Genomic DNA, 23531 nt, shown 5'->3' on the forward strand with positions numbered 1-23531 from the left:
TGGACTCTGACCATTGCCGCGCGCTCGCGCACCGGGGAGCCCCACATGCTGGAAAGACTGTTCCAACTCCAAGCCCACAACACCAACGTGCGTACCGAGATACTGGCCGGGGTCACCACCTTCCTGACCATGGCCTACATCCTCTTCGTCAACCCGAGCATCCTCGGCGAGACCGGCATGGACAAGGGCGCGGTATTCGTCGCCACCTGCCTGGCGGCGGCTTTCGGCTCCGTGGTCATGGGTCTGATCGCCAACTACCCGATCGCCCTGGCGCCAGGCATGGGCCTCAACGCCTTCTTCACCTACACCGTGGTACTGGGCATGGGCCACACCTGGCAGGTCGCCCTCGGCGCGGTGTTCCTCTCGGCGTGCCTGTTCTTCCTGCTGTCGATCTTCAAGATCCGCGAATGGATCATCAACAGCATCCCGCTGGAGCTGCGCTCGGCCATCGCCGCTGGTATCGGCCTGTTCCTGGCGCTGATCGCCCTGCAGAACGCCGGCATCGTCGCCGCCAACCCGGCAACCATGGTCGGCCTCGGCGACCTCGGCTCGCCCGCTGCACTGCTGGCGATCCTCGGTTTCTTCCTGATCATCGGCCTGGAAGCGCTGCGTGTGACCGGCGCGGTGCTGATCAGCATTCTGGTGGTCACCGGCCTGAGTATCCTGCTCGGAGTCAGCCAGTTCGGCGGCGTGGTATCGATGCCGCCGTCGCTGGCCCCAACCTTCCTGCAACTGGATATCGCCGGTGCGCTGGACGTGGGCCTGGTCAGCGTGATCTTCGCTTTCCTCTTCGTCGACCTGTTCGACAACTCCGGCACCCTGATCGCCGTAGCCAAGAAAGCCGGCCTGATGCGCAAGGACGGCCACCTGCCGAAGATGGGCCGCGCCCTGATCGCCGACAGCACCGCTGCACTCGGCGGCTCGCTGCTGGGCACCAGCACCACCACCAGCTACATCGAGTCGGCAGCCGGCGTCAGCGCCGGCGGGCGCACCGGCCTGACTGCCATCGTCACCGCCGTGCTGTTCCTCCTCGCCCTGTTCTTCGCCCCACTGGCCGGCAGCGTACCGGCCTTCGCCACCGCCCCGGCGCTGCTGTTCGTCGCCGTGCTGATGGCCTCGGGCATGGCCGAGATCGAGTGGGACGACATCACCGTCGCCGCCCCGGTGGTAGTCACCGCGCTGGCCATGCCGCTGACCTACTCCATCGCCACCGGCATCGCCTTCGGTTTCATCACCTGGGTCGCCGCCAAGACCCTGGCCGGCCGCTTCCGCGAGCTGAACGGCATGCTGGTGGCGCTGGCCATCTTCTGCGTGATCAAGCTGGCGCTGTTCTGAGAGCAGGCGCTCTTGTCATTGGTGGGCTGAAGCCCACCCTACATGGATCGAGTGTCGCGTAGGGTGGGCTGTAGGGTGGGCTTCAGCCCACCTCTTCCCCTCCAGACCATCCCTTTGCGCTCAAAGCGCCCACCCGCCACGCCCCACCAATGATCGACGACACCGGCACATCGGCAACGGAATCGCTACAATGGCGCCCCGTTTTTCAGCCCGCATGAGTGACCGATGAGCCGCCCCGCATTCGACCCCGCCACCTACGACGCCCAACTCGCCGAGAAGAAGGCCCGCCTGGTCGAACTGCTGGCGCCGTTCGCTGCACCGGAACCCAAGGTGTTCGACTCGCCACGCGAGCACTACCGCATGCGCGCCGAATTCCGTCTGTGGCGTGAAGACGGCCAGCGCCACTACGCGATGTTCGCCCAGGGCGACAAGCACACACCGATCCTGCTCGACGACTTCCCCATCGCCAGCCTGCGCATCAACGACCTGATGCCGCGCCTGCGCGCCGCCTGGCAGGCCAGCGAGGCGTTGTCGTTCAAGCTGTTCCAGGTCGAGTTCCTCACCACACTGGCTGGCGATGCGCTGATCACCCTGGCCTACCACCGCCCGCTGGACGCCGCCTGGCAGGCCGAGGCGGAAAAACTGGCGACCGAGCTGAACGTCAGCCTGGTCGGCCGCTCCCGTGGCCAGCGCCTGGTGATCGGCCGCGATTACGTGGAAGAAGAACTGAGCGTGGCCGGACGCAGCTTCCGCTACCGCCAGCCGGAAGGCGCCTTCACCCAGCCCAACGGCCGGGTGTGCGAGAAGATGCTTGGCTGGGCGGTTGATGTGCTCGGCCAGCGCGACGACGACCTGCTCGAGCTGTACTGCGGCAACGGCAACTTCACCCTGCCGCTGGCCACCCGCGTGCGCCGCGTGCTGGCCACCGAGATCAGCAAGACCTCGGTGAACGCCGCCCTGGCCAACCTGTCCGACAACGGCGTGAGCAATGTCGAGCTGGTGCGCCTGTCCGCCGAGGAACTGACCCAGGCGCTCAACGAGGTGCGCCCGTTCCGCCGCCTGGCCGATGTCGACCTCAAGAGCTACGACTTCGGCAGCGTCTTCGTCGACCCGCCGCGCGCCGGGATGGATCCGGACACCTGCGAGCTGACCCGGCGCTTCGAACGTATCCTGTACATCTCCTGCAACCCGGAGACCCTGGCCGCCAACATCGCCCAGCTCGCCGACACCCACAAGGTGACGCGCTGCGCCCTGTTCGACCAGTTCCCCTACACCCACCACATGGAAGCGGGTGTGCTGCTGGAAAGGCGCTAAGCCTGAGTGCAACCGGGCCACGGCAGTAAGGTGGACAACGCTTTTTGTCCACCTGCGTGAAGTGCCCGATCGCCCATCAGCTCTCGCGCTGAATCCCCCGCAACGCCCACCAGGCCAACCCGGCTGATATCACCTCCAGCAGCAGCGCCGTCAGGTTGAAGGTTTGCTGCGCGCCGCCGTCCAGCCACAGACCGGCGATACGCGCTAGGGCCAGCGCGGCGTAGAGCAGAGTCAGCAGCGTCAGCGCCGGGCGCAACAGATCCAGGCGCGTCAGCGCCATCACCAGGTAGGCGGCCAGGCCCAGTTGCAGGCCGCCGTAGTAGGCGCGCACCTCGGTGACGGCGGCATTGCCCATCAACAGCGCACCACTGAAGCTGGCCATTTCCTCGGGGCGAATGAAGTAGGCCAGCCCCAGACCGGCGAGGGCGACAATCTGGATCATCAGTACGATTCGGGCGAACAGCATCGGCGGGCTCCTGATCGTTGAAGGCAGCCAGCAGCATAGGCGCCGTCAGTCGCGACGCCTAGTCGCAATGGCTTGGGCGGTCGGCAATGGCGGGCTATCCTTGGCTCTCATCTTCAGGAGCCCCATCATGCGCCGCACTCTCCTCGCCCTTTGCCTCTGCAGTGGCCTGGCTCAAGCCGCCGAGCCACTGACCATCGACGTGCACCGTGACGCCAATTGCGGCTGCTGCACCGCCTGGATCGATCACCTGCAGGCCAACGGTTTCGTGGTCAACGACCATGTGGAAAATGACATGAGCGTGGTCAAGCAGCGCCTTGGCGTGCCGCCGCGCCTCGCCTCCTGTCACACCGGCGTGATCGATGGCAAGTTCGTCGAAGGCCACGTCCCGGCCGCCGATATTCTCAAGCTGCGCCAGCGCCCGGATCTGCTCGGCGCCGCCGTGCCCGGCATGCCCATGGGTTCGCCCGGCATGGAATATGGTGGCCGCGCGGATGCCTATCAGGTCATCGGCCTGGATCGTGAGCACCAGGACGTCGTGCTGAGCGACTATCCGGCCAACTGAACGAACGACACCGTAAGAACGAGGGAGCACGCCCATGCGCTGGCAGCGCGGTAGACGCAGTGACAACGTGGTGGACGCACGTGGCCGAACCGGCATGCGCGTCGGCGGTGGTCTGAGCCTGGGCGGGGTGGCGGTGATCGTCATTTTCGGCCTGCTCACCGGGCAGGATCCGCTGCAGATACTCAGCCAGATCGCCGGCCAGGCCACCCAGCCGCAGGTCAGCCAGACCGATCGCACAGCGCCGGCCCAGGATGAGCAACGCGATTTCGTCAGCGCCATTCTCGGTGATACCGAGGACACCTGGCGCGAGCTGTTCCAGCAGGCCGGCAAGCAATACCGCGATCCGCAACTGGTGCTGTTCTCCGGCGGCGTCAACTCGGCCTGCGGCTTCGCCAGCTCGGCAGTCGGCCCCTTCTACTGCCCGGGCGATCAGCGCGTGTACCTGGACATGGCGTTCTTCCGCGAGATGGAGCAGCGCTTTTCCGCTGCCGGAGATTTCGCCCAGGCCTACGTGATCGCCCATGAAGTCGGCCACCACGTGCAGACGCTGCTGGGCGTCTCGGCCAAGGTCAACGCCGCGCGTCAGCGCGGCGAGCGGGTCGAGGGCGACGGCGGCTTGCTGGTGCGCCAGGAGCTGCAGGCCGACTGCCTGGCCGGCGTCTGGGCCCATCATGCCCAGCGGCGCCACGCCTGGCTGGAAGCTGGTGATCTGGAAGAGGCGCTGAACGCGGCCAGCGCCATCGGCGATGATCGCCTGCAGAAGCAGGCCCGTGGTCAGGTGGTGCCGGACGCCTTCACCCATGGCACTTCGCAGCAGCGCGTGCGCTGGTTCAGCACCGGTTTCGACACGGGCCAGCCAGGGCGTTGCGACACCTTCAAGGCAACGCGCCTGTAACGATCACTCAGGCCTGCGAAGGCGTCAGACTCGCCACCCGGCGCGCCGGCAACAGCACCAGCAAGAGCAGCGCCGCCGCGACGAACACCAGGGCGAACCAGCCATACAGCTCCAGCGGCTGCCAACCACCGTCGAGCATCAGCCCGGCCACGGTCGGCGACAGAATCGCCCCGCCACGGCCGATGCCGATGGCCCAGCCCACTCCGGTGGCACGGATCGACGCGCCATAGAGCAGCGGCGACAGCGCATACAGACCGGCCACGCAACCGTTGGAAAACAGCCCGATCAGCAGCCCCATACCCAATGCGGCCAGGTAGGACGAGCCGATAGTGGTGAACACCAGCAGCATCACCGCCGTGATCAGCATGAAAGCGGCCAGCACCCGTGGCAGGGCGAAACGTGCGGAGAGCAGCCCCAGCAGCGTGGCGCCGAAGATGCCGCCAACGCTCAGCAGTACCCCGCCGGTGACGCCCTGCTGCACCGACAAGCCGGCCGAGGTCAGCAACTTGGGCGTCCAGCTCATGATGAAGTAGAAGCCGAACATCACCAGGAAGAACAGCAGCCAGATCAGCAGCGTGCTGCGCAGCAGGCTCGGATCGAGCAGGCGCAGCACCGGGTTGCTGCTGCCACCCGAAGCCTGCACGGGGCGTGCGGGCAAGGCGCTCAGGCTCGGCTGCTGCAGGCGCGCCGCCAGGGCGTTGACTCGCTGCAAGGCATTGCGCGGCTGCTTGCTGAGCAGGAAATCCAGCGACTCCGGCAGCCACAGCAGCACCAGGGCAATGGCGGCGAAGGTGATCAGCCCGCCGGTGAGGAACACCGAGCGCCAGCCCCAGTGCGACAGCAGCCAGACCGCCAGCAAGCCACCCAGCGTCGCCCCCAGCGCATAGCCGGTGGACTGCAGGCTGACCGCTAGGCCGCGCCAGCGCGCGCAAGCGTACTCACTGGCGATCACGTTGCTGCTGGCGAGAATACCGCCGATGCCCAGCCCGGTCAGGCCACGCAGCAGCGCCAGTTGCGTGGGCGACTGGCTCAGCGACGACAGCACCATGCCCGTGCCGGACAGCACCAGACACAGCAGGATCAGCGGGCGTCGACCGATGCGGTCGGCCCAGGGTGCCAGCAGCAGCGAGCCCAGTGCCATGCCGAGCAGGCCGGCGCTGAGCAGCATGCCCAGTTCGGCACCGCTCAGCGACCATTCCGCCGTCACCGACGACGCGGTAAAGGCCATCACCAGCACATCGAAACCATCGATCATGTTGAGCATCACGCACACGGCGATGGCCACCCACTGGAAGCCGCGCATCGGCCCCTGATCGACTATCTGGCGCAGATCACTCATTGCCCACCTTCCTTGCCGGCAATCGGCATGGGCAGGGCATTGAAGGCGAGAGGACACAGCCGGCAGCAGACCGCTACCAGCGAAAAGCAGGCATGATTCATCAGCGAGAACCCTTGATTGTTCTTGTCGGGTGACAACCCAGGGCAAGCTCGCAGAGCTGGATCCAAAGCACAATTCATCGACAGGCTGGCGAGGTCATGCCGAGTCGACGAAAAATGCGTGAAAGGTTGGCAAAATCTGGCTTTCAGCCCTTTTTCAGGACACCAAGATTGTGTGCGCTGATCGAACAACGGCGGTACACGAGCCAAAACCGTAGGGCGGGTGTAACCTGCCAGTTACTGTCGGCGGGCTACACCTGCCCTACGCCTGGCGATCGATATCGAGCACGCCCGCAGGCACCAATGGATCCAAAACCGCCGAAAGCCAGGCGGCGGCGCTCTTCACCGCAGCGGCAGAATCAGCCCAGGCGTGCCAGCAGCTCGGCACAATCCACGGCATGCAGCTCGGTCAGCTCCGGCCAGGGGTTTTCCGGCAGATTGACCAGTACGCTCCGGGCCCCGGCGGCCTGAGCGCATTCCAGGTCGAAGCGGTAATCACCTATCATCAACAACTCGCTCGGCGCCACCTGCCAGCGCTCGGCCAGATGCAGCAAACCGCCGGGATGCGGCTTGGGTGGTGCCTCATCACGGCCGAGGATGTCGTCCACGGCAAAGCAGTCGTCCAGACCGATGGCCTGCAGGGTCAGCAGCGCCAGCTCATGGGCGTTGCGGGTCAGGATGCCGAGCCGGCAGCCGCGTTCGCGCAGGCTGCGCACCAGCTCGATGGCACCTGGCGCCGGCTGCGAAGCCACCGCCAGTTCACGCTCGTGCTCCAGCAACCAGGCGTGCTTGGCGGCAGCCTCCTCAGCCGGCAGCGCTGCAAGGTGATGGAGGATGTCATCTTCCTGTGGAATGCCCAGCACCCGCTTGATCGCCGGGAAGTCGTGCACGGCCAGAGTCAGCGTGCCGTCCATGTCGAACACCCAGTGGCGAACATCGCCGAGGCTCATTTCCAGTCCTCACGCACGCGGGTCAGGCCTTCCTGGGCGACCGAGGCGACCAGTTCGCCCTGGCGGTTGAAGATACTGGCGCGGGAGAAGCCACGGGCATTACCGGCCCAGGGGCTGTCCATGGCGTACAGCAGCCAGTCGTCCATGCGCAGGTTGCGATGCACCCACAGCGAATGGTCGAGGCTAGCCACCTGCATGAACTTCTGGAACACCGAGACGCCATGCGGCAGCAGCGAGGTGGTGAGCAGGTTGAAGTCACTGGCGTAAGCCAGCAGGTACTTGTGCAGTTGCGGGTCGTCCGGCAGTTCGCCCGCAGCGCGGAACCACACGTACTTCAACGGCTCGGCCGGCTTCGGGTCGAACGGGTTGACCGAGGTGACCGGACGAATCTCGATGGGTTTGTCGCTGATGGCCCGATCCCGCAGGCGTTCCGGGATCATCGGCGCCACCAGGCGCGCCAGCTCGGTTTCCGACTTGAGGTTCTCCGGGCCGATCACTTCGGGCATCGGGCTCTGATGATGGAACCCTTCCTCGTCGTACTGGAAGGAGGCGCTGCAGAAGAAGATCGGATGGCCCTTCTGCACCGCGGTGACGCGGCGCGTGCTGAAGCTGCCGCCGTCACGGGTGCGGTCGACCTGATAGACCACCGGCAGGCTGGCATCGCCGGGGCGCAGGAAGTAGCCGTGCATGGAATGCACATGGCGCGCTTCCTCGACCGTCTGGCTGGCAGCGGAAATGCACTGGCCAAGTACCTGGCCACCGAACAGTTGGCGAAAGCCCAGATCCTGGCTGACGCCACGGAACAGGTTTTCCTCGATCTGCTCCAGGCTGAGCAGCGCGACCAGATCGTTGAGCACCTGGGTCATGGAGTCTCTCCTCGTGCGGTATGGGTCGGGGTGGGCAGGGAGCGAGATGGTAAAGAATTTGCGCGCGTCTGTCGGCATCGGCAGGCGATCAGCGGCCGAAATGCGGCGATCATCGTCGCGCCAGCCATCGCTCACGGCTGATGCGATAGAGCAGGTGCGGTTGCAGCGGATGGCCGTTCGGCAATTTCGGATGAAGGAAATCACCACGCTCGTCACGCTGCATGCCGATGCTGCGCATCACCGCCTGCGAGGGCAGATTGGCCGGCACGGTAAAACTCACCACTTCGTCCAGCGCGAGACGCTCGAAGGCCACGGCCAGTGCCGCGCACGCCGCCTCACGGGCAAAGCCCTGACGCCAGTGCGCCCGGGCCAGACGCCAGCCGATTTCCACGGCGGGCACGAAGGGCGCCTCGAAACCGACCTGCGCCAACCCGGTGACACCAATCAGCTCACCCGTGTCGCGCCGCTCAAGCGCCCAGAAGCCAAAGCCATGTCGATCAAACTGCGCGCGCAGACGCGCCAGCATCTGCTCGCTCTGCGCGGCATCCAGCGGGGCCGGAAAATGGCGCATCACCTCGGCATCGGCATTGAGCGCGGCCAGCGCCGGCAGATCGCTGTCGCGCCAGGCGCGCAACAACAGCCGTTCACTGCGGGTTTCGATCAAAGGCATGGCGATTGACTCGGCAGATTGCGACCATAGGCCGTCGCTTCAACAGGGTTAAAGTGTATGCGTTTACCGCTGGTCTACCACGAGGATTACAGCCCGCCCTTCCCGGCCGGGCATCGTTTCCCCATGGAGAAATTCCGCCTGCTGCGCGATCACCTGGTCGAGAGCGGCCTGACCCGCGATGCCGAGCTGCAACGCCCCGAACTCTGTCCGGCGGAGGTTCTCGGCCTGGTGCATTGCCCGGACTACATCGCCCGCTACATGGCCGGCGAGCTGTCCCATGAAGACCAGCGCCGCCTCGGCCTGCCCTGGAGCGAGGCGCTGGCGCGGCGCACGGTACGTGCCGTGGGCGGTTCGCTGCTGACCGCCGAACTGGCGCTGCGTCACGGCCTGGCCTGCCACCTGGCCGGCGGCACGCACCATGCGCACTATGACTTTCCGTCGGGCTTCTGCATCTTCAACGACCTGGCGGTGATCGCCCGTTACCTGCTTGAAGCAGGTCGCGTGCATCGGGTGCTGATCTTCGACTGCGACGTGCACCAGGGCGACGGCACCGCACGGCTGCTGGAAGACGAGCCGGACGCGATCACCGTATCGCTGCACTGCGAACAGAACTTCCCGGCGCGCAAGGCGCAGAGCGACTGGGACATTCCCCTGCCACGCGGGATGGGCGACGCCGATTACCTGAAGGTGGTGGACGATACGCTGAACTACCTGCTGCCGATCTACCAGCCGGATCTGGTGCTCTACGACGCCGGCGTCGACGTGCACAAGGACGATGCCCTGGGCTACCTGCAACTCACCGATGCCGGCCTGGCGGCGCGCGACGAAGCCGTGCTGCAGCACTGCCTGGGGCGCGACATACCGGTGCTCGGGGTGATCGGTGGTGGTTACTCGAAGGATCACACCGCCCTCGCCCGCCGCCATGGCATCCTCCATCACAGCGCCGCAAAAGTGTGGGCGGCGCGCGGGTTGGGCTAAGCGCCTGCGATGGCGGGTTGCACCCGCCCTACAGGCCTGCTCAAGACGTAGGGCGGGTGAAACCCGCCAGTTCAGCGAATGGCTCAGCCGACCTGCACCTTGTCCAACGCCTGCTCCAGCGTGGCCACGGTGCGTTCGATATTCCCCAGCTTGTCCAACCCGAACAGGCCGAGACGGAAGGTCTGGAAATCCGCCGGCTCGTCGCATTGCAGCGGCACACCAGCGGCGATCTGCAGGCCGATGGCGGCGAACTTGGCGCCGGTCTTGATCTGCGCGTCGTCGGTGTAGCAAACCACCACGCCCGGTGCCTCGAAGCCCTTGGCCGTCACACTCTTGAAGCCGCGTGCTGCCAGCAGCGCACGCACCCGGTCACCGAGTTCCTGCTGTTGCTCGCGCACCTTGGCGAAACCGAGGGCCTTGGCCTCCAGCATGGCGTCGCGGAAGCGCGCCAGGGCATCGCTGGGCATGGTGGCGTGATAGGCATGGCCGCCCTGCTCGTAAGCCTGCATGATCTGCAGCCACTTCTTCAGGTCGCAGGCGAAGCTGCTGCTCTGGGTCGCTTCGACGCGCACCTGGGCAGCCTCGCTCATCATCACCAGCGCGCAGCAGGGCGAGGCGCTCCAGCCCTTCTGCGGCGCGCTGATCAGCACGTCGATGCCACAGGCCTGCATGTCCACCCAGAGGGTGCCGGAGGCGATGCAATCAAGCACGAACAAACCGCCGACGGCATGCACCGCATCGCTCACCGCGCGCAGGTAATCGTCCGGCAGAATCATGCCCGAGGAGGTTTCCACATGCGGAGCGAACACCACCTGCGGTTTCTCGGCGGCAATGGTGGCCAGCACCTCGTCCAGCGGCGCCGGGGTGAAGGCGGCCTGATGGCCCTCGGCGACCGGGCGCGCCTTGAGCACCCGAGCTTCGGCGGGAATCCGGCCCATATCGAATATCTGCGTCCAGCGGTAGCTGAACCAGCCGTTGCGCAGCACCAGGCACTTCTGCCCGGTGGCCAACTGGCGCGCCACCGCCTCCATGCCATAGGTGCCGCTGCCCGGCACCACCGCCACGGCATGGGCGTTGTAGACCTGCCTCAGGGTGACGGAGATATCGCGCATCACGCTCTGGAACGACTGCGACATATGGTTCAACGAGCGGTCGGTGTAAACCACCGAATATTCGATCAGGCCATCGGGGTCGATGTCGGGGCAGATATGGGACATGGCAGGCTCCAGCCGAAAAAGGTTCGCACTGAACCTGCCCGATGCCAGGGCAAATGACAAGGCCACGAGGCACTCGGGTAGAATGCGCAGCCTTTCTTCGACCGTCCTGCCGCCATGACCACAACACCCCAGCCCATCACTCATCACGTCGCCATCATCGGTGGCGGCCCTGCCGGGCTGATGGCTGCCGAAGTGCTGGCGCAAGGCGGCGTGCGGGTGGAGCTGTTCGATGCCATGCCCTCGGTGGGGCGCAAGTTCCTACTGGCCGGCGTAGGCGGTATGAACATCACCCACTCCGAGCCCAAGGACGCCTTCATCGGTCGTTACGGCGAGCGCCAGGCCGAGGTCGCGGCGCTGCTGCGTGAGTTCGACGCCGACGCCCTGCGCGAGTGGATTCATGGCCTGGGCATCGATACCTTCGTTGGCACCTCCGGCCGCGTATTCCCCGGCGACATGAAGGCCGCGCCATTGCTGCGCGCCTGGCTGCGTCGCCTGCGCGAACTGGCCGTGGTGATCCATACACGCAGCCGCTGGCTGGGCTGGAACGACGACGGCAGCCTGCGTATCGCAGACGCCGACGGCGAACGCGCCTTGGCCGCTGATGCCTGCCTGCTGGCTTTGGGCGGTGGCAGCTGGGCGCGGCTGGGCTCGGATGGCGCCTGGGTGCCGCTGCTGCAGGCGCGCGGTATCGAGGTCGCGGCGCTGAAACCGAGCAACTGCGGCTTCGAGGTGGACGGATGGAGCGAATACCTCAGGGAAAAATTCGCCGGTGCGCCGCTGAAGAACGTCGCCCTCGCCCTGCCCGATCAGCCCGCCCGCATCGGTGAATTCGTGCTGACCGCAAGCGGTATCGAAGGCAGCCTGGTGTACGCCTTTTCCGCCGCTATCCGCCGCGCCATCGAGGCCGACGGCCAGGCGCTGATCCACCTCGATCTGCTGCCGCAGATGCCACTGGCAAAGCTGCAACAGGCGTTGGCCAAGCCGCGTGGCAAACACTCGATGGCCAAGCACCTGCACCGCCAGGCGGGACTCGATGGGGTGAAAGCTGCGCTACTCCGCGAGCTGGCGCCGGCTGCTGCCTTTGCCGAGCCTGCCGATCTGGCGCCCTGGATCAAGGCGCTGCCGCTTACCCTGCTGCGTACTCGACCGCTGGATGAGGCGATCAGCAGCGCCGGCGGCGTGTCCTTCGCGGCGCTGGATGACGGCCTGATGCTCAAGGCTCTGCCCGGTGTGTTCTGCGCCGGAGAAATGCTCGACTGGGAAGCACCCACCGGTGGCTACCTGCTCACCGCCTGCTTCGCCAGCGGTCGGGTGGCCGCACAAGGCGTGCTGAACTGGCTAGAACCGTAGGGCGGGTGCAACCCGCCAGCTCCTGTTGGCGGGTTGCACCCGCCCTACACAAGGAAAAGCCTCGTAGCCCGTATGTAATCCGGGACAGCGCCACATCAGCTGCCGGATTTCATCCGAGCTACGCTTGAAAAAGCACGCAAAGCGCTGTGACGCCGCTCGGCGTGCAGCTATGCTGTTTCCAGCGCTTATTCACACAGGTAATCCCCCGCCGTGATCCCCCTGCTGGTCTGCGACGACTCCAATATGGCGCGCAAGCAATTGATCCGCGCGCTTCCAGCTGAATGGCCGGTTAGCCTCAGCCAGGCGAGCAATGGTGAGGAAGCCCTGGCCTTGATCCGCCAGGGACAGGGCCAGGTGATGCTGCTTGACCTGACCATGCCGGTGCTCGACGGCTACCAGACCCTGGCTGCGCTCAAGGCAGAGGGGCTCAGTACCCAGGTCATCGTGGTTTCCGGTGACGTACAGGACGAAGCCGTGCGCCGCGTCCGCGAGCTAGGCGCGCTGGCCTTCATCAAGAAACCGGCCGACCCCGAGATTCTGCGCCAGACGCTGCTCGAACTGGGCCTGTTCAATCCGCAGACCAACCCGGCGCCACACGCTCAGGCCGTGGAACTGCCGGAACTGAAGGTGAGCTTCCGCGATGCCCTGCGCGAGGTGACCAACGTCGCCATGGGCCGCGCTGCCGCGCTGCTGGCCAAGGTGCTCGGCGTATTCGTGCAGCTCCCCGTGCCGCAGGTGAACATCTTCGAAGTCAGCGAACTGCACATGACCCTGGTCGACGCCCAGCGTGGCGAACGTTTCAGCGCCATTTGCCAGGGTTTTATCGGCGAAGCCATCGCCGGTGAGGCATTGCTGCTGTTCCATGATTCGGAAGTAAACGACATGGCGCGCCTGCTGGGCTGGCAGCCGAAGAACGAGGCGGAAACCTCGGAGATGCTGCTGGATCTGGCCAGTATCCTGATCGGTGCCTGCCTGGCTGGCGTTGCCGAACAGCTCGACCTGCGCTTCTCCCAGGGTCATCCGCAACTGCTCGGCCAGCACGCCAGCCTCGACCAGCTCATTCAGGTCAATGCCCAGCGCTGGCGCAAGACCCTGGCCGTCGAGATCAGCTACAGCCTCGAAGGCCATGCCATTCATTTCGACCTGCTGCTGTTGTTCACCGAAGACTCGATCAAACGCCTGACCGGCAAGATCGGCTACCTGATGGAGTAAGGCGATGCCCGCGCAGATCGATATCAAGGAAGTTCACTGGCTGCTCGACATCGTGCAATGCATAGACGTCGGCGTGGTGGTGCTCGACCGCCAGTACCGCGTCGAGGTGTGGAACGCCTTCATGGAAAACCATTCAGGCCTGGGGCCGGATCAGGCGCAAGGGCGCTCGCTGTTCGAACTGTTCCCCGAAATCGACCGCCCCTGGCTGGAGCGCAAGGTGGAAAGCGTGGTGCAACTGGGCACTCGCGCCTTCAGCCTGTGGCAACAGCGCCCCTACCTGATGCGCTTCAAGAGTTACCAGCCAATCACCGGCCAGGCCGATTTCATGTACCAGAACGTCACCCTGCTACCGCTCGCCGGCCAGCCGGTGGAGCATGTGTGCCTGGTGATCTATGACATGACGGCAGCGGCGATCAGCCATACATCTGCCCGCTAGCCAGGCATGAGGCCAGTGGTATCATCGCGCCTTCGAACCGCCAGGCTTGCGCCCTCTCTCCGGACTCTCAATCGACATGCACCGTCTAGCAGACAACAGCCGCGTCATCCGTTCGCCTGACCTCATCGCAACCGAGATGGATGGCGACATTGTCATGATGCATGTCCGCAGTGGGCAGTACTTCGGCATCAGCGGAGTAGGCCCACGCCTCTGGTCATTGCTCGAACACCCAATGACCATTGAGCAGATGACCAACACCATCGTCAGCGAGTACAAGGTCGACGAACAGACCTGCCGTGGGGATATTCTGATATTCGTGCAAGCCCTTCTGGATCAGGGCGCAGCCCAGATCATCTGAAGTCGCTCAGCATGTACGCACAACTGCGCTGCCGATTGCATAACTTCCTGAGTAAGCCGCGCGCTCAGCGTTACGCTCTGCCCATTGTCTGGCCATTGCTCGGCTTGAGCCGAGCGCTGGTTCTGCTGCTGCCCTTTCGCCTGTTGAGCAAACTACTCGGTGCAGAGCACGGCCCATATCCACTCTCATGCCTGGCGACGCCGCAACAAACCAGGCGAGCGCTCGGTATTGGTCGTACCGTTCGCTGGGCTGCATGCCATACGCCCTGGCATTCCAATTGTTTCGCCCAGGCCCTCACCGCTCGGATGCTATTGGGAGCAGCGGGCATTCCCTGCGTGACCTGCTTTGGTTTGTCGCGCGACATGCAGAAAGCACTGATTGCACATGCCTGGGTAACGGTCGGATCAATTCGCGTCTGCGGTGGCGACGGCTTTGCCGGCTACACGGTCGTAGGCTGTTTCGTCACTTCCGGGCGTAAAACACCATGATCCTCGCAGTTGCCGCCAATGCCTTCATGCGTCTGCTCCGACGAGCCCCGACGAAAAAGGTCGCGAGCCTCTTCGTCCTGATGGTGCTGTGTGGCCTGACAGAGGGGCTTGGCATCGCCATTGTCATTCCTCTGCTGCACGTTTTACAGCCCTCACCTGATACGTCGGCCAACCTCACGAGCGCCTTCCTGTCAGCCGCCGGCAGGTTTGGCGACTGGTTGACGCCCGGGCCGTTACTGACCCTCTTCGTGCTGCTGGTTGGCTTGCGTAGCCTCATTCAATACGGTCGCGAGCAACAGGCCGCACACTTGCAGCACATCCTCGTCGATGACCTGCGCCGCGAGTGTTTTTCTGCGCTACTGCACGCTGAGTGGCGCTGGCTCATCAAGCGTCGTCGAAGCGACCTGGCCAGCCTGCTGCTCAATGACATCAATCGGATTGGCCATGGCCTCAACTTCGGCCTCGCGACACTCGCCACGCTGATGACCATGGCCGTTTACCTGATCGCAGCACTATTGCTGTCGTGGCAGATGACGTTGCTGGTGCTATTGAGTGCGGCTCTGCTGTTGGTCGCGCTCAATGGCCAGCGCCACAATGCCCTGGCTCTCGGCCAAGGCTTGTCCGCCGCATTCAAAACGATGCATGCCAACGTGCAGGACAGCCTGACTGGCATACGCCTGAGCAAGACCCTGGGGCGTGAAGAGATTCATCTGGAGCAGTTCGAACTAGCCATGCATGACATGCGCGTGCAGCAAGAACGCTTCTCGGCCACGAGCGGCAAGACCAAAGCACTGTTCCAATGCTCAGGGGTCGCGCTGCTGGCGTTTTATCTCTACATGGGGCTTGAGTTCTGGTCGGTCGCAACGGCTCAACTACTGACCCTGGTACTCATCTTCGCCCGCCTGATTCCGCTTTTTGCAACCCTCCAGCAGCAGGTACACCAGTGGCTGCATGCCTTGCCGGCGCTGCTCGCGGGTGAAGCCCTGCTTCAACAGAGCCTGGCGGCAAGCGAGCAGGCGATCCAGGACAGCTCGACCTGGCAATTGCGCCATGCAATCCGCCTGAGTGGTATCGGTGTGAGCTATGCAGAGCGCGAGCAGGTCGCTTTGGACTCGGTGACCCTTGAGCTTCCCTACCTGAGCACGACTGCGGTCGTTGGGTCATCGGGCTCTGGCAAGAGTACGCTCGCCGATGTCATCGCCGGCCTGCTGGCTCCGGATACGGGCACGATTACCGTCGATGGCGTGCCGATAGATGCGAACAATCGCATCTCCTGGCGTCATAGCGTGGCCTATATGACCCAGGACGTATTCCTGTTCAACGACAGCATTCGCAACAACCTGCTGTGTGGCCATGAAGAGGCAAGCGAGGATGCTCTGAACGAGGCTTTGCATCAGGCAGCAGCCGACTTCGTCTTCGACCTGCCGCACGGGCTCGACACCCAGATTGGTGATGCCGGAGTCAGCCTCTCCGGAGGCGAACGGCAGCGGCTTGCCCTGGCCCGCGCGCTTCTACGCAAACCTCTGCTGCTGATTCTCGACGAAGCCACCAGCGCACTGGATCAGGACAACGAGCTGCGTATTCGCGACGCGATTGGCAAACTGCAAGGAACGGTGACCATTCTGATCATCAGCCACAAGCCAACAACGCTGGAACATGCCACCCAGATGATCGAACTGGATCGAGGTCGCCTGGTTAGATGCAGCAGCAGTCCCCCTCTCGACGTAACCCAGGAGTGCACGGCATGCCCCAGCAGCTAGCCCGGCAACAGCTACTGACACTGCTCGGGCAGCCTCCCGTTACCTTGCCTGAAATTACCGAGCAGGAATGGTCGACGCTGCTGGACATGGCCAGCCAGCATCGCTTGCTGCCACTGCTGCAATGGCAGCTGAAACATGAAGGCATACGCGACTCGATACCGACATCAGTCCATGAACGCCTGGCTGCGGCCTGCCATCGCTCGACGCTCAGATGCCTCAGGCAAGGCGCGGCGCTTCGACAGGTTACCCAGTTACTGGATGAAGCCGGAATTGACAGCCTGGTGCTCAAGGGCGCTTACCTGGCCTTCTATGTTTATCCTGCAGCAGGTCTGCGCCCAATGCGGGATCTGGATATCCTCGTTCCCTATGCGCAGGCCTTGCGCGCGTTTGAATGCCTGCAGCAAGCAGGTTTCGTCCAGTCCGAGCAGTCCAAGGGGCATGCCAGGGACTGGCTGGACAAACACTGGCACCTCCCCCCGCTGATCGATGGCCACGGGGTTTGCATCGAGGTGCATAGCAGCGTCTTCACGACGGATATACATGACGCTTATCTGAGTCACGCCCAATTGCGTGCTCGCGCCATCGAGGCTCAAGCCCCCGGTGCTCCGACCATGCGAGTGCTGTCACCCACGGATCAGTTGCTGCACCTGATCGTGCATGCGGTTTACCAGCATCAACTCGACAACGGCCCCCTGATCTTCAGCGATATCGCCATGCTGCTGGAGAAACACAGCATCGACTGGCCACTCTTCTGGCGCCTTGCCGAGCATGGCGGTTACAGCAAGGGATGTTACCTATTGCTGGAAATGACACGCCAGGCTTGGCCCCGACTGGAATTGCCGCCAATGGCCGCAGAGCATCAACCCAGCAGCGAAGTCATGCATGTCAGCAGGCAGTTGCTTCTGAACAGCCAACAGTCGCACCGGGACGCCTATTACCTCATGCTGTTGGACAAGCAACAGACGCTTTCGGGCAAGCTGCGACTATATTCCCAGGCACTGTTTCCCCCACGCGAAAAACTACTCAGCATGCAGGGCGCACCAGATTCAGCCCTGCTCGGCTACTGGATGCGTTGGCAGCGTTTCTTCACACAGCGCCTACCGGAACATCTGAGGGCCAGACGTGACCCGCAACTGGGCGAACAGACCCGCCTACTGGCAGACTTCGAGCGTTGGCTCAATTCCTAGGTTTGCCCGCCCGCAAAAGCCTATGGCACAGTGCCGCACCTTGGCGTCCCCCAATACACCCTGACCACGCACGATGAGCCAAACCATGTCGATACGAGCCGATGCCCCTACTCGAACAGATGAAGCCTCGCTGGGCGACCTGTTTATCGGCATATTGAACTTCTACCTGAAGCAAGGGCGCTGGGTACTGCTGATAGCGCTGCTGTGCACTGCGCCCATCGTGTTCTGGGTAGCCAATAATCCGATTTATCAGCTCACTGCACTGCTTGATACCCCGACCCTGTCACTGGACAAATGGCGCCAGATAGAGCCCATCCTTCCAGATAAAGCCCTCATTCAGAACACCCTTGAGAAAAACCTGGCAGACAGCGATGAGGACGAGCGCCAGCGACTGGCTGGCCGTTTCGGCAACCCTGAATTCTGGAAAAACAGTGTTCGCTATCGCTCGGCACTGCGCCGAGACGATATTCAGGACGCACCGAGCGCCAATCTGCAAAAAGCCAGCACCCTGGGTCTGGAATTGTCCATCAGAGCCAGCAACGACGACCAATCCAAACGTCTTCAACAGCTCATGATCAGCCAGATTCGTGAAGCAATGATGCTGGAGGGTGCACGCAGCCTCATAAACGATTGGCAAAACCTCATCATCGACAAGCGACCGGAGTTGCAAGTCCAGCTTTTCGAAAAACAGGTCGACATCCAACTCAATCGCAGCCGCATCGAAGACATGCAACAGTTGCTGGCTCAGTACCCCGAACTTCGTCAGATAGAGCGCAATACCTTGGTTTCGGTGCAAGGTGGTGGCGGCCGCTATCTATCACCACTGGCCCAGATCGTTGCACTGGAATCAACGATTTCGGAGGACAACAGCCTGATCAAGAAAACCGAGTACGAGCTGGAGCGGCTTGGACTTTACGAGCAGGTCATCAGCAATATCGATGAGTCATTACCGCTCAATCATTCGGGCCACGATCTGGCTCAACAGTTGATCACGCGCGCCAACCAGCTCCAACAAGCCAATGTTTCATCATTGGCCGCAACGGAAGTCAGCTCGGACGTGCTGAACCAGGTTCAGTCTCTGCTCAGCAAGCCACAACTGCTTCAACTCAAGGCAACCACCGACCTTCCGGCAACACCAATCCTTAGCAGGCGCCCGCTGATCGTCGGCGCCGGCATATTCGGCTTGGTTTTTTTCGGCAGTTCGATCTTGCTTGCCCTGTATCAGTTGATCCGTCGTCAGGTACTACCGCTCAGCGCCAAATAATCAGCGGCGCAAGGCATGCGCTTCAGGCTACAGGCCGAGCAAGGGGTTACAGGGTTCTGTAAAACCATCGTCAATCCAGCATGATCCAGCGTCTACCTTCATACACACCAGGAGTAAACGGATGCCCAGCTTCAAGGATCGAGCGCGCCTGATTTACTGGCGACTACGCGCGCGCACGCACTTCAACCGCAACGATGTTCACGGTGCTTTGCACCGTGCCTGGGCTTACGTACACGCAACACAACTCAGTGGCGACTACTACGAATTTGGCGTTTATCGCGGGCACAGTCTGATCAGCTCATGGCTGTCTTACTGTCGCTGCAATGGACGGATCCTGAATTCCAAGGATCTTCCCTATGAGCGCAAGGGTAGCGTTGCAAACTTCATGAGCCATCAGAGCATGTTCTACGGCTTCGACAGCTTCTCGGGCATGCCGGAAAATGATGAGGGCGAAGATACCCTTGCCACGGGCACATTCATGGCCACTGAACAAAGCACGCGGGAACTCTGTGCCGCTGTTGGCCTGACGGCGCCGCGCCTGCGCTTGGTGCCTGGTTTTTTCAGCGACAACGCCCATGCCATTGGCTCAGCCCCCGCCGCGATCGTGCATCTGGATTGCGATCTTTATCTATCCACGCGTGATGCTTTGAACATGATCGGCCCCCGACTGGTACAGGGCAGCGTCTTGCTATGCGACGACCATGATCTGTTCCGCGCCAGCAATGACAAGGGTCAGCGCAAGGCATTGCGTGAGTTCCTGGAGCAAAGCCAGATCGAACTTGAGCCCTGGTTTGCCTATGGCGCGGCATCGCGTGCCTACCTGTGCCATGTACCGAACCGAGACGGACAGACGGCCCCACAATAGATGGCACATTCCGGCCTCAGCTTCGCCAGTGGCGCAGCCATCTATGCCACTGGCCAGATCACCAACTTTGCCTTTCAGCTACTCCTTCTGCAGCAGCTTGGCCAATCGTTGTATGCCGAAATCGGCCTGGCTCACCTGCTGATTCTCAGCACCCTGTTCATTGCCGACCTGGGCTACAGCTCTCTATTTCTGCGCGAATCGCCCGAGGCGCCAGGCTGGAGCGAGCGCTGGCGCAAGGCGCTTCTGCACCGTCTAACGCTGACGCTGTTGCTCTATGCAGCAGTCTTGCTTGGCTGGCTACTGACGCGCGGCGCGCAAAGCGATGGCTTTGCCTACCTGCTCAGCGCCTTGCCGGCAACGCTACTGGGCCTGATCAATTATTCAGCACCGCTGCTCGCCGAGGGCCGACGGCATACGGGCTTTCTGCTTCAGCAAATTGCCTGGCCCACAGCCCTGATGGCCAGCCTGATCCCGCTTCTGAGTAATACCCCTCTTTCCGCCAGTGCGGCTGGTGCGCTAGTCAGCCTGGGTTTCGCGGCTCAGGCGGTGGTCAATGTCGTTGTTTTCGGGCGCCCGGCCCTGCTGGTGCCCTGCATCGGCAAACGGGAAAACAGCCTTCTCCGTTCAGCCTTGCAGCTCTCGACGATCGGTATCGCGGGAACCCTGCATGAGCGCCTCACACCATTTCTGATCGCCCAACTGGCTCCCAGCTTCACGGCCACCTATCTCCTATTGAGCCACGCGCTCAATGGCGCATCCGGAATATTCAACCAGTTCAATCGCCTCTTGCTGGTCGAAGTCAAAGGATCGGGTTCCAGGTGGGCTGGCTATCTGGGCGCATTGCTACTGGCAGGATTGGCAATCGGCCTGCTGCTGGTACTGGCCTTCTGGACGCTATGGCCAGCAACACCCCTGTTGCAGAGGCTGGATCTGCTCATCCCGATCATATTGGGTTGGACCTTCATCACCCTGGGCGGCCTGGGCAGTGCATTAGCCATCGGCCATGGGCGCGAGCGCCAACTTTTGCACCTCATGTTCTTCGGACTGCTCATCAGTGCGCTGTGGCAACTCACGGCCTTTGCGCTGGGTTCCGCCGCCGGACTGTTGTGGGGCCGCACACTGGTCATGCTGGGCCTCACACTGGCAACACTTCACTTGTGCCGCCTTGGGCTTACCTCCGGTGGCTATCTGCTCCTGGCCTCCATTTTCATCAGCGCACTGATCATCGATCATCCAATTGCCTGGCTGCTAAATGCGGCATTGCTGCCACTGATCCTGCTATCGATCTATCGACAGCCTCAGGCATTGCGGGATACGGGCACCTCACATGCTGACACAACCCAGTCGCCGGCAGCATTCCAGCAAGCCCTCGCCGATCACTACGGCGCAGAAGTCAGCCGCCTGCGTCATGAACTCTTCTTCATCCGGCAACGCACAGGCTACAGACGCAACCTGCGTTGTTTCCTGGCAGCCATGCGTGACGCCGGATACTGCCTGTCACTGCCTCGCCACTCGGCCCGATTACCCGCGATCATCGGGCTGGCGTCACTGCCCGGCAGCAGCGGTCGCGAGGCACTGGAACCCTGCCTGCAAGACCTGCAAACACGGGGATGCCCCACTGCCATCGTCATCCACCCGCGTCTACGCTCGACAGTCAGCGGATACTGCCCTGCACGCCCATCCTTCAAGGGCTGGCTCAGTGCTCTGCACGCCTGGATCATGCCGCTTCCCTCAACACATCAGGCTCCCATTGAGGCCTGGCCGGTACGCTGCACGCTGTTCCGTCATCGCCTCTGGCTTAACGCATGGCAGCGCACCCTGGCGCAACAGCCTACTGGCGGGACGTTGCTACTGCACAACGACTTCGACCTGTTTGCCGTTGCCGCCATAGAGGCCGGCCGGGGCAAATGGCGCAGCCTCTGTGTACAGCACGGGCTGCCAACAGACGAATTCACGCCACCACGAGCCGATCGGCAACTGGTCTGGGGAGACAGCAGCCAGGAAGCCTATCTGGCGCTGGGCTTCCCCTCTGCCAACCTGCTTCGCGGCCCGAGCAAACCGCTGCCGCCTCCCACCGAGACAGTCTCTACCCCAGCGGCGATATGCATCGTTTCCCAGACGCATACCCCGATCTTCGGGCGCTCGTTGAAGGCGGACTTCATCCAACTCGCGCAACACCTGCATGCTGACGATCACTACGGGCAACGCCTACAAATCCTACTGCACCCCGAGGAATGTCGACAGGCGACACCCTACCCCGCACCACTGTCCCACCTGTGTCGACGCCCGCCACCTGGCATCCTGCAGCCGGGAAGCGCCCCCTGCATCGTGCTGGGCTTTTGCTCCACTGCATTGCTGGATGCCGCACGCTACGGGCATCTGGTCATCGGTCTCGATTGGCAGGCACCCGGCTCGATAGCCGCAAGGAGGGTTGGCCAGCCACTGATCCGTGTGGCCGATTACCAGGCGCTGAGGCAACTCCTGGATGAACTGATGCAACACGAGGAACAACGGCAGGTCTTCCTCAAGCGCCAGCGCGACTGGCTGGAGGACACATTCAAAGCGAATGACCAATGGCTGGAATGGGTGAGTTCCACGCGATGAGACGCTATTACCTGCTGTTGCTGATCCTCTGGATTCACTGTGGTGATCTGTTCACGGCCTGGCTCTATGACGCGGGAAATTTCCCGGCGGCCTCGATGCTGCGCCCTAGCCGCGACGCCACCATCATCATCACGGCAGCCCTATGCCTGCTGGTCTGCCGACTGCCCAGGGATATGCTCATCGCGATCGTGCTGTATGGCGCTCTGGCGCTCTTGCACATTCCGGTCGGTCTCGCCTACGGGGTTTCACTGCCAATCATCATCGGTTCGTTCGGCAGCCTGATGATTCCCCCGCTGCTGTTCCTGGTCGGTTACTACTGCATTCGCAACGCCGCAGAGCTGCGGCGCAGCGCATCGTTCATCGTCCTTATCGCACTGGCCAGCACTGCCTTCGGCGTCTGGGATATCGGCCACACAGAATTCTGGACTCACACCCTGCGCTTTCCTGAGTACAGCGCGCAGGTCAAGGGGGTTCTACGCAAATCGACACACCCGGAAACCGCGCTGCCCTGGAACTTCTACATGGGCACCATGGAAAACCTGCAACGGCGCGCTGCCGGGCTGCTAGCCGCACCGCTGGCTCAAGGCAGCTTTCTGGCCATTGCAGCACTGCTGGCGCTGGCGATGAATCACAGGTATCTGCGTGATCGTGCAGGCCTCTGCCTGCGCTTGCTGCTGTGCGCCATTCTGCTGGCAGGCGTGTGGATGTCCGGAACCCGCGGCGCGATGCTGATGGCAGGGATTGCACTGCTCGGCTACGCACTCAGCGCACGCCAGCTATCGGGCCCGCCCTGGGTGCGGCTGATGCTCGCCAGCGTCGTACTGACGGGCTTTCTCGCGGCCTCGGCTTCCCTGATCATCAAAACCATCTTCTTCCTCGATGGTTCCAGTATCGGGCACTGGACAGCCCTGCAAAAAAACCTGCAAGACCTGCCACAGGTTTTACTGCTGGGCGGCGGACTGGGACGACAGGGCGCGGTAGCCGGAACACTTTTCCTTAGCAGTCTCGGCGGCGGCGAAGGGGCAATATTCAGCATCGCCTTCCAGATCGGCGTCCCCGGTGCACTGGTGTTCCTGTATTTTTATGGGCGAGCCATGCTCCTGGCGCTCAACGGATACCGTCAGCATCAAGAGACGCTTGGCTTGGCAATCTTCTACCTAGCAGTCGGCATGACCATCACACTGGTCACCTCCGAACACATCCTCTCGGTTTCAGGCTCGGCGGCGCTCTGGCTGATGCTCGGCGGCGCCGTACGCGTATTCGGCGCCACGGATACACGCAGCACCGTTACCACTACACAGCCCCTCAGATAAGTCT

The 23531-nt window shown here is 62.9% G+C and carries 22 protein-coding genes; 16 read left to right on the plus strand and 6 right to left on the minus strand.

What is annotated here, in order from left to right; genetic code table 11:
• The first annotated feature begins 45 nt into the window (after positions 1–45).
• Positions 46–1335 carry an NCS2 family permease gene (locus VC352_RS16145; RefSeq protein WP_322980540.1) on the plus strand — a complete coding sequence of 430 codons (1290 nt, stop codon included), beginning with the start codon at positions 46–48 and terminating at the stop codon, positions 1333–1335.
• A gap of 225 nt (positions 1336–1560) precedes the next feature.
• The gene (trmA, locus tag VC352_RS16150) at positions 1561–2649 is read left to right on the plus strand and encodes a tRNA (uridine(54)-C5)-methyltransferase TrmA (RefSeq protein WP_322980541.1); all 1089 of its coding nucleotides are present in this window, start codon (positions 1561–1563) and stop codon (positions 2647–2649) included.
• 76 nt (positions 2650–2725) lie between these two features.
• On the opposite strand, the gene VC352_RS16155 is transcribed toward trmA, so the two are convergent.
• Positions 2726–3115: a DUF4345 family protein gene (locus VC352_RS16155; RefSeq protein WP_322980542.1), complete on the minus strand. Its 390-nt coding sequence runs from the start codon at positions 3113–3115 to the stop codon at positions 2726–2728.
• A gap of 127 nt (positions 3116–3242) precedes the next feature.
• Between VC352_RS16155 and VC352_RS16160 the strand changes: the two genes are divergently transcribed.
• On the plus strand, positions 3243–3677 hold the full coding sequence (locus VC352_RS16160) for a DUF411 domain-containing protein (protein WP_322980543.1): 435 nt from the start codon (positions 3243–3245) through the stop codon (positions 3675–3677).
• Between the two features lie 34 nt (positions 3678–3711).
• Complete coding sequence (locus VC352_RS16165; protein ID WP_322980544.1) at positions 3712–4572, plus strand: neutral zinc metallopeptidase; 861 nt, start codon at positions 3712–3714, stop codon at positions 4570–4572.
• A gap of 7 nt (positions 4573–4579) precedes the next feature.
• Here the strand turns inward: VC352_RS16165 and VC352_RS16170 are convergent, their stop codons facing one another.
• The 4 genes from VC352_RS16170 to VC352_RS16185 all read right to left on the minus strand — a co-directional run bounded on the left by VC352_RS16170 (position 4580) and on the right by VC352_RS16185 (position 8495).
• Positions 4580–5911, minus strand: a complete 1332-nt coding sequence (locus tag VC352_RS16170; RefSeq protein WP_322980545.1) for an MFS transporter — start codon at positions 5909–5911, stop codon at positions 4580–4582.
• Positions 5912–6368: 457 nt separating this feature from the next.
• Positions 6369–6959: an HAD family hydrolase gene (locus tag VC352_RS16175; RefSeq protein WP_322980546.1), complete on the minus strand. Its 591-nt coding sequence runs from the start codon at positions 6957–6959 to the stop codon at positions 6369–6371.
• Positions 6956–7825 carry an acyl-CoA thioesterase II gene (gene tesB / locus VC352_RS16180; protein WP_322980547.1) on the minus strand — a complete coding sequence of 290 codons (870 nt, stop codon included), beginning with the start codon at positions 7823–7825 and terminating at the stop codon, positions 6956–6958. The genes VC352_RS16175 and tesB overlap by 4 nt, the downstream gene beginning before the upstream one ends.
• A 109-nt stretch (positions 7826–7934) precedes the next feature.
• Positions 7935–8495, minus strand: a complete 561-nt coding sequence (locus VC352_RS16185) for a GNAT family N-acetyltransferase (RefSeq protein WP_322980548.1) — start codon at positions 8493–8495, stop codon at positions 7935–7937.
• Between the two features lie 57 nt (positions 8496–8552).
• Here VC352_RS16185 and VC352_RS16190 point away from each other — a divergent pair, with 57 nt between their 5' ends.
• A complete protein-coding gene (locus VC352_RS16190; RefSeq protein WP_322980549.1) occupies positions 8553–9473 on the plus strand; it encodes a histone deacetylase in 921 nt (306 codons plus the stop codon).
• Between the two features lie 83 nt (positions 9474–9556).
• Here the strand turns inward: VC352_RS16190 and VC352_RS16195 are convergent, their stop codons facing one another.
• Positions 9557–10690 carry an aminotransferase class V-fold PLP-dependent enzyme gene (locus VC352_RS16195; protein ID WP_322980550.1) on the minus strand — a complete coding sequence of 378 codons (1134 nt, stop codon included), beginning with the start codon at positions 10688–10690 and terminating at the stop codon, positions 9557–9559.
• 114 nt (positions 10691–10804) lie between these two features.
• Here VC352_RS16195 and VC352_RS16200 point away from each other — a divergent pair, with 114 nt between their 5' ends.
• The 11 genes from VC352_RS16200 (at position 10805) to VC352_RS16250 (ending at position 23527) form a co-directional block, all read left to right on the plus strand.
• Positions 10805–12040, plus strand: a complete 1236-nt coding sequence (locus tag VC352_RS16200) for a TIGR03862 family flavoprotein (protein WP_322980551.1) — start codon at positions 10805–10807, stop codon at positions 12038–12040.
• A 243-nt stretch (positions 12041–12283) separates the two neighbouring features.
• Positions 12284–13252, plus strand: coding sequence for a response regulator (locus VC352_RS16205; RefSeq protein ID WP_416340194.1), 969 nt, complete (start codon positions 12284–12286; stop codon positions 13250–13252).
• A 4-nt stretch (positions 13253–13256) separates the two neighbouring features.
• Positions 13257–13688 (plus strand): PAS domain-containing protein, encoded by a 432-nt coding sequence (locus tag VC352_RS16210; protein WP_322980553.1) that lies wholly within the window; start codon positions 13257–13259, stop codon positions 13686–13688.
• Between the two features lie 76 nt (positions 13689–13764).
• Positions 13765–14046: a PqqD family peptide modification chaperone gene (locus VC352_RS16215; RefSeq protein ID WP_322980554.1), complete on the plus strand. Its 282-nt coding sequence runs from the start codon at positions 13765–13767 to the stop codon at positions 14044–14046.
• A gap of 11 nt (positions 14047–14057) precedes the next feature.
• On the plus strand, positions 14058–14534 hold the full coding sequence (locus VC352_RS16220; protein WP_322980555.1) for a lasso peptide biosynthesis B2 protein: 477 nt from the start codon (positions 14058–14060) through the stop codon (positions 14532–14534).
• Positions 14531–16294: an ABC transporter ATP-binding protein gene (locus VC352_RS16225; RefSeq protein WP_322980556.1), complete on the plus strand. Its 1764-nt coding sequence runs from the start codon at positions 14531–14533 to the stop codon at positions 16292–16294. The genes VC352_RS16220 and VC352_RS16225 overlap by 4 nt, the downstream gene beginning before the upstream one ends.
• Positions 16279–17481: a nucleotidyltransferase family protein gene (locus tag VC352_RS16230; RefSeq protein WP_322980557.1), complete on the plus strand. Its 1203-nt coding sequence runs from the start codon at positions 16279–16281 to the stop codon at positions 17479–17481. Before VC352_RS16225 ends, VC352_RS16230 begins: the two co-directional genes overlap by 16 nt.
• A gap of 85 nt (positions 17482–17566) precedes the next feature.
• Positions 17567–18745, plus strand: coding sequence for a hypothetical protein (locus VC352_RS16235; protein ID WP_322980558.1), 1179 nt, complete (start codon positions 17567–17569; stop codon positions 18743–18745).
• Between the two features lie 121 nt (positions 18746–18866).
• Positions 18867–19610: a TylF/MycF/NovP-related O-methyltransferase gene (locus VC352_RS16240; RefSeq protein ID WP_322980559.1), complete on the plus strand. Its 744-nt coding sequence runs from the start codon at positions 18867–18869 to the stop codon at positions 19608–19610.
• Positions 19611–22214 carry a hypothetical protein gene (locus tag VC352_RS16245; RefSeq protein WP_322980560.1) on the plus strand — a complete coding sequence of 868 codons (2604 nt, stop codon included), beginning with the start codon at positions 19611–19613 and terminating at the stop codon, positions 22212–22214. It abuts the gene before it with no gap.
• The gene (locus VC352_RS16250) at positions 22193–23527 is read left to right on the plus strand and encodes a hypothetical protein (RefSeq protein ID WP_322980561.1); all 1335 of its coding nucleotides are present in this window, start codon (positions 22193–22195) and stop codon (positions 23525–23527) included. Before VC352_RS16245 ends, VC352_RS16250 begins: the two co-directional genes overlap by 22 nt.
• The last annotated feature ends 4 nt before the right edge of the window (positions 23528–23531 follow it).

The sequence above is a fragment of the Pseudomonas sp. C11 genome (genome assembly GCF_034683865.1).
Classification (GTDB): Bacteria; Pseudomonadota; Gammaproteobacteria; order Pseudomonadales; family Pseudomonadaceae; genus Aquipseudomonas.

Bases quoted from the DNA above. Each gene is read 5' to 3' on its own strand.
- trmA (WP_322980541.1), top strand. From the start codon at position 1,561: ATGAGCCGCCCCGCATTCGACCCCGCCACCTACGACGCCCAACTCGCC.
- VC352_RS16160 (WP_322980543.1), top strand. From the start codon at position 3,243: ATGCGCCGCACTCTCCTCGCCCTTTGCCTCTGCAGTGGCCTGGCTCAA.
- VC352_RS16200 (WP_322980551.1), top strand. From the start codon at position 10,805: ATGACCACAACACCCCAGCCCATCACTCATCACGTCGCCATCATCGGT.
- VC352_RS16170 (WP_322980545.1), bottom strand. From the start codon at position 5,911: ATGAGTGATCTGCGCCAGATAGTCGATCAGGGGCCGATGCGCGGCTTC.
- VC352_RS16235 (WP_322980558.1), top strand. From the start codon at position 17,567: ATGTCGATACGAGCCGATGCCCCTACTCGAACAGATGAAGCCTCGCTG.
- VC352_RS16230 (WP_322980557.1), top strand. From the start codon at position 16,279: ATGCCCCAGCAGCTAGCCCGGCAACAGCTACTGACACTGCTCGGGCAG.
- VC352_RS16195 (WP_322980550.1), bottom strand. From the start codon at position 10,690: ATGTCCCATATCTGCCCCGACATCGACCCCGATGGCCTGATCGAATAT.
- VC352_RS16190 (WP_322980549.1), top strand. From the start codon at position 8,553: ATGCGTTTACCGCTGGTCTACCACGAGGATTACAGCCCGCCCTTCCCG.
- VC352_RS16155 (WP_322980542.1), bottom strand. From the start codon at position 3,115: ATGCTGTTCGCCCGAATCGTACTGATGATCCAGATTGTCGCCCTCGCC.
- VC352_RS16250 (WP_322980561.1), top strand. From the start codon at position 22,193: ATGGGTGAGTTCCACGCGATGAGACGCTATTACCTGCTGTTGCTGATC.
- VC352_RS16165 (WP_322980544.1), top strand. From the start codon at position 3,712: ATGCGCTGGCAGCGCGGTAGACGCAGTGACAACGTGGTGGACGCACGT.
- VC352_RS16210 (WP_322980553.1), top strand. From the start codon at position 13,257: ATGCCCGCGCAGATCGATATCAAGGAAGTTCACTGGCTGCTCGACATC.
- VC352_RS16185 (WP_322980548.1), bottom strand. From the start codon at position 8,495: ATGCCTTTGATCGAAACCCGCAGTGAACGGCTGTTGTTGCGCGCCTGG.
- VC352_RS16225 (WP_322980556.1), top strand. From the start codon at position 14,531: ATGATCCTCGCAGTTGCCGCCAATGCCTTCATGCGTCTGCTCCGACGA.
- VC352_RS16175 (WP_322980546.1), bottom strand. From the start codon at position 6,959: ATGAGCCTCGGCGATGTTCGCCACTGGGTGTTCGACATGGACGGCACG.
- VC352_RS16215 (WP_322980554.1), top strand. From the start codon at position 13,765: ATGCACCGTCTAGCAGACAACAGCCGCGTCATCCGTTCGCCTGACCTC.
- VC352_RS16145 (WP_322980540.1), top strand. From the start codon at position 46: ATGCTGGAAAGACTGTTCCAACTCCAAGCCCACAACACCAACGTGCGT.
- tesB (WP_322980547.1), bottom strand. From the start codon at position 7,825: ATGACCCAGGTGCTCAACGATCTGGTCGCGCTGCTCAGCCTGGAGCAG.
- VC352_RS16240 (WP_322980559.1), top strand. From the start codon at position 18,867: ATGCCCAGCTTCAAGGATCGAGCGCGCCTGATTTACTGGCGACTACGC.
- VC352_RS16205 (WP_416340194.1), top strand. From the start codon at position 12,284: ATGGCGCGCAAGCAATTGATCCGCGCGCTTCCAGCTGAATGGCCGGTT.
- VC352_RS16245 (WP_322980560.1), top strand. From the start codon at position 19,611: ATGGCACATTCCGGCCTCAGCTTCGCCAGTGGCGCAGCCATCTATGCC.
- VC352_RS16220 (WP_322980555.1), top strand. From the start codon at position 14,058: ATGTACGCACAACTGCGCTGCCGATTGCATAACTTCCTGAGTAAGCCG.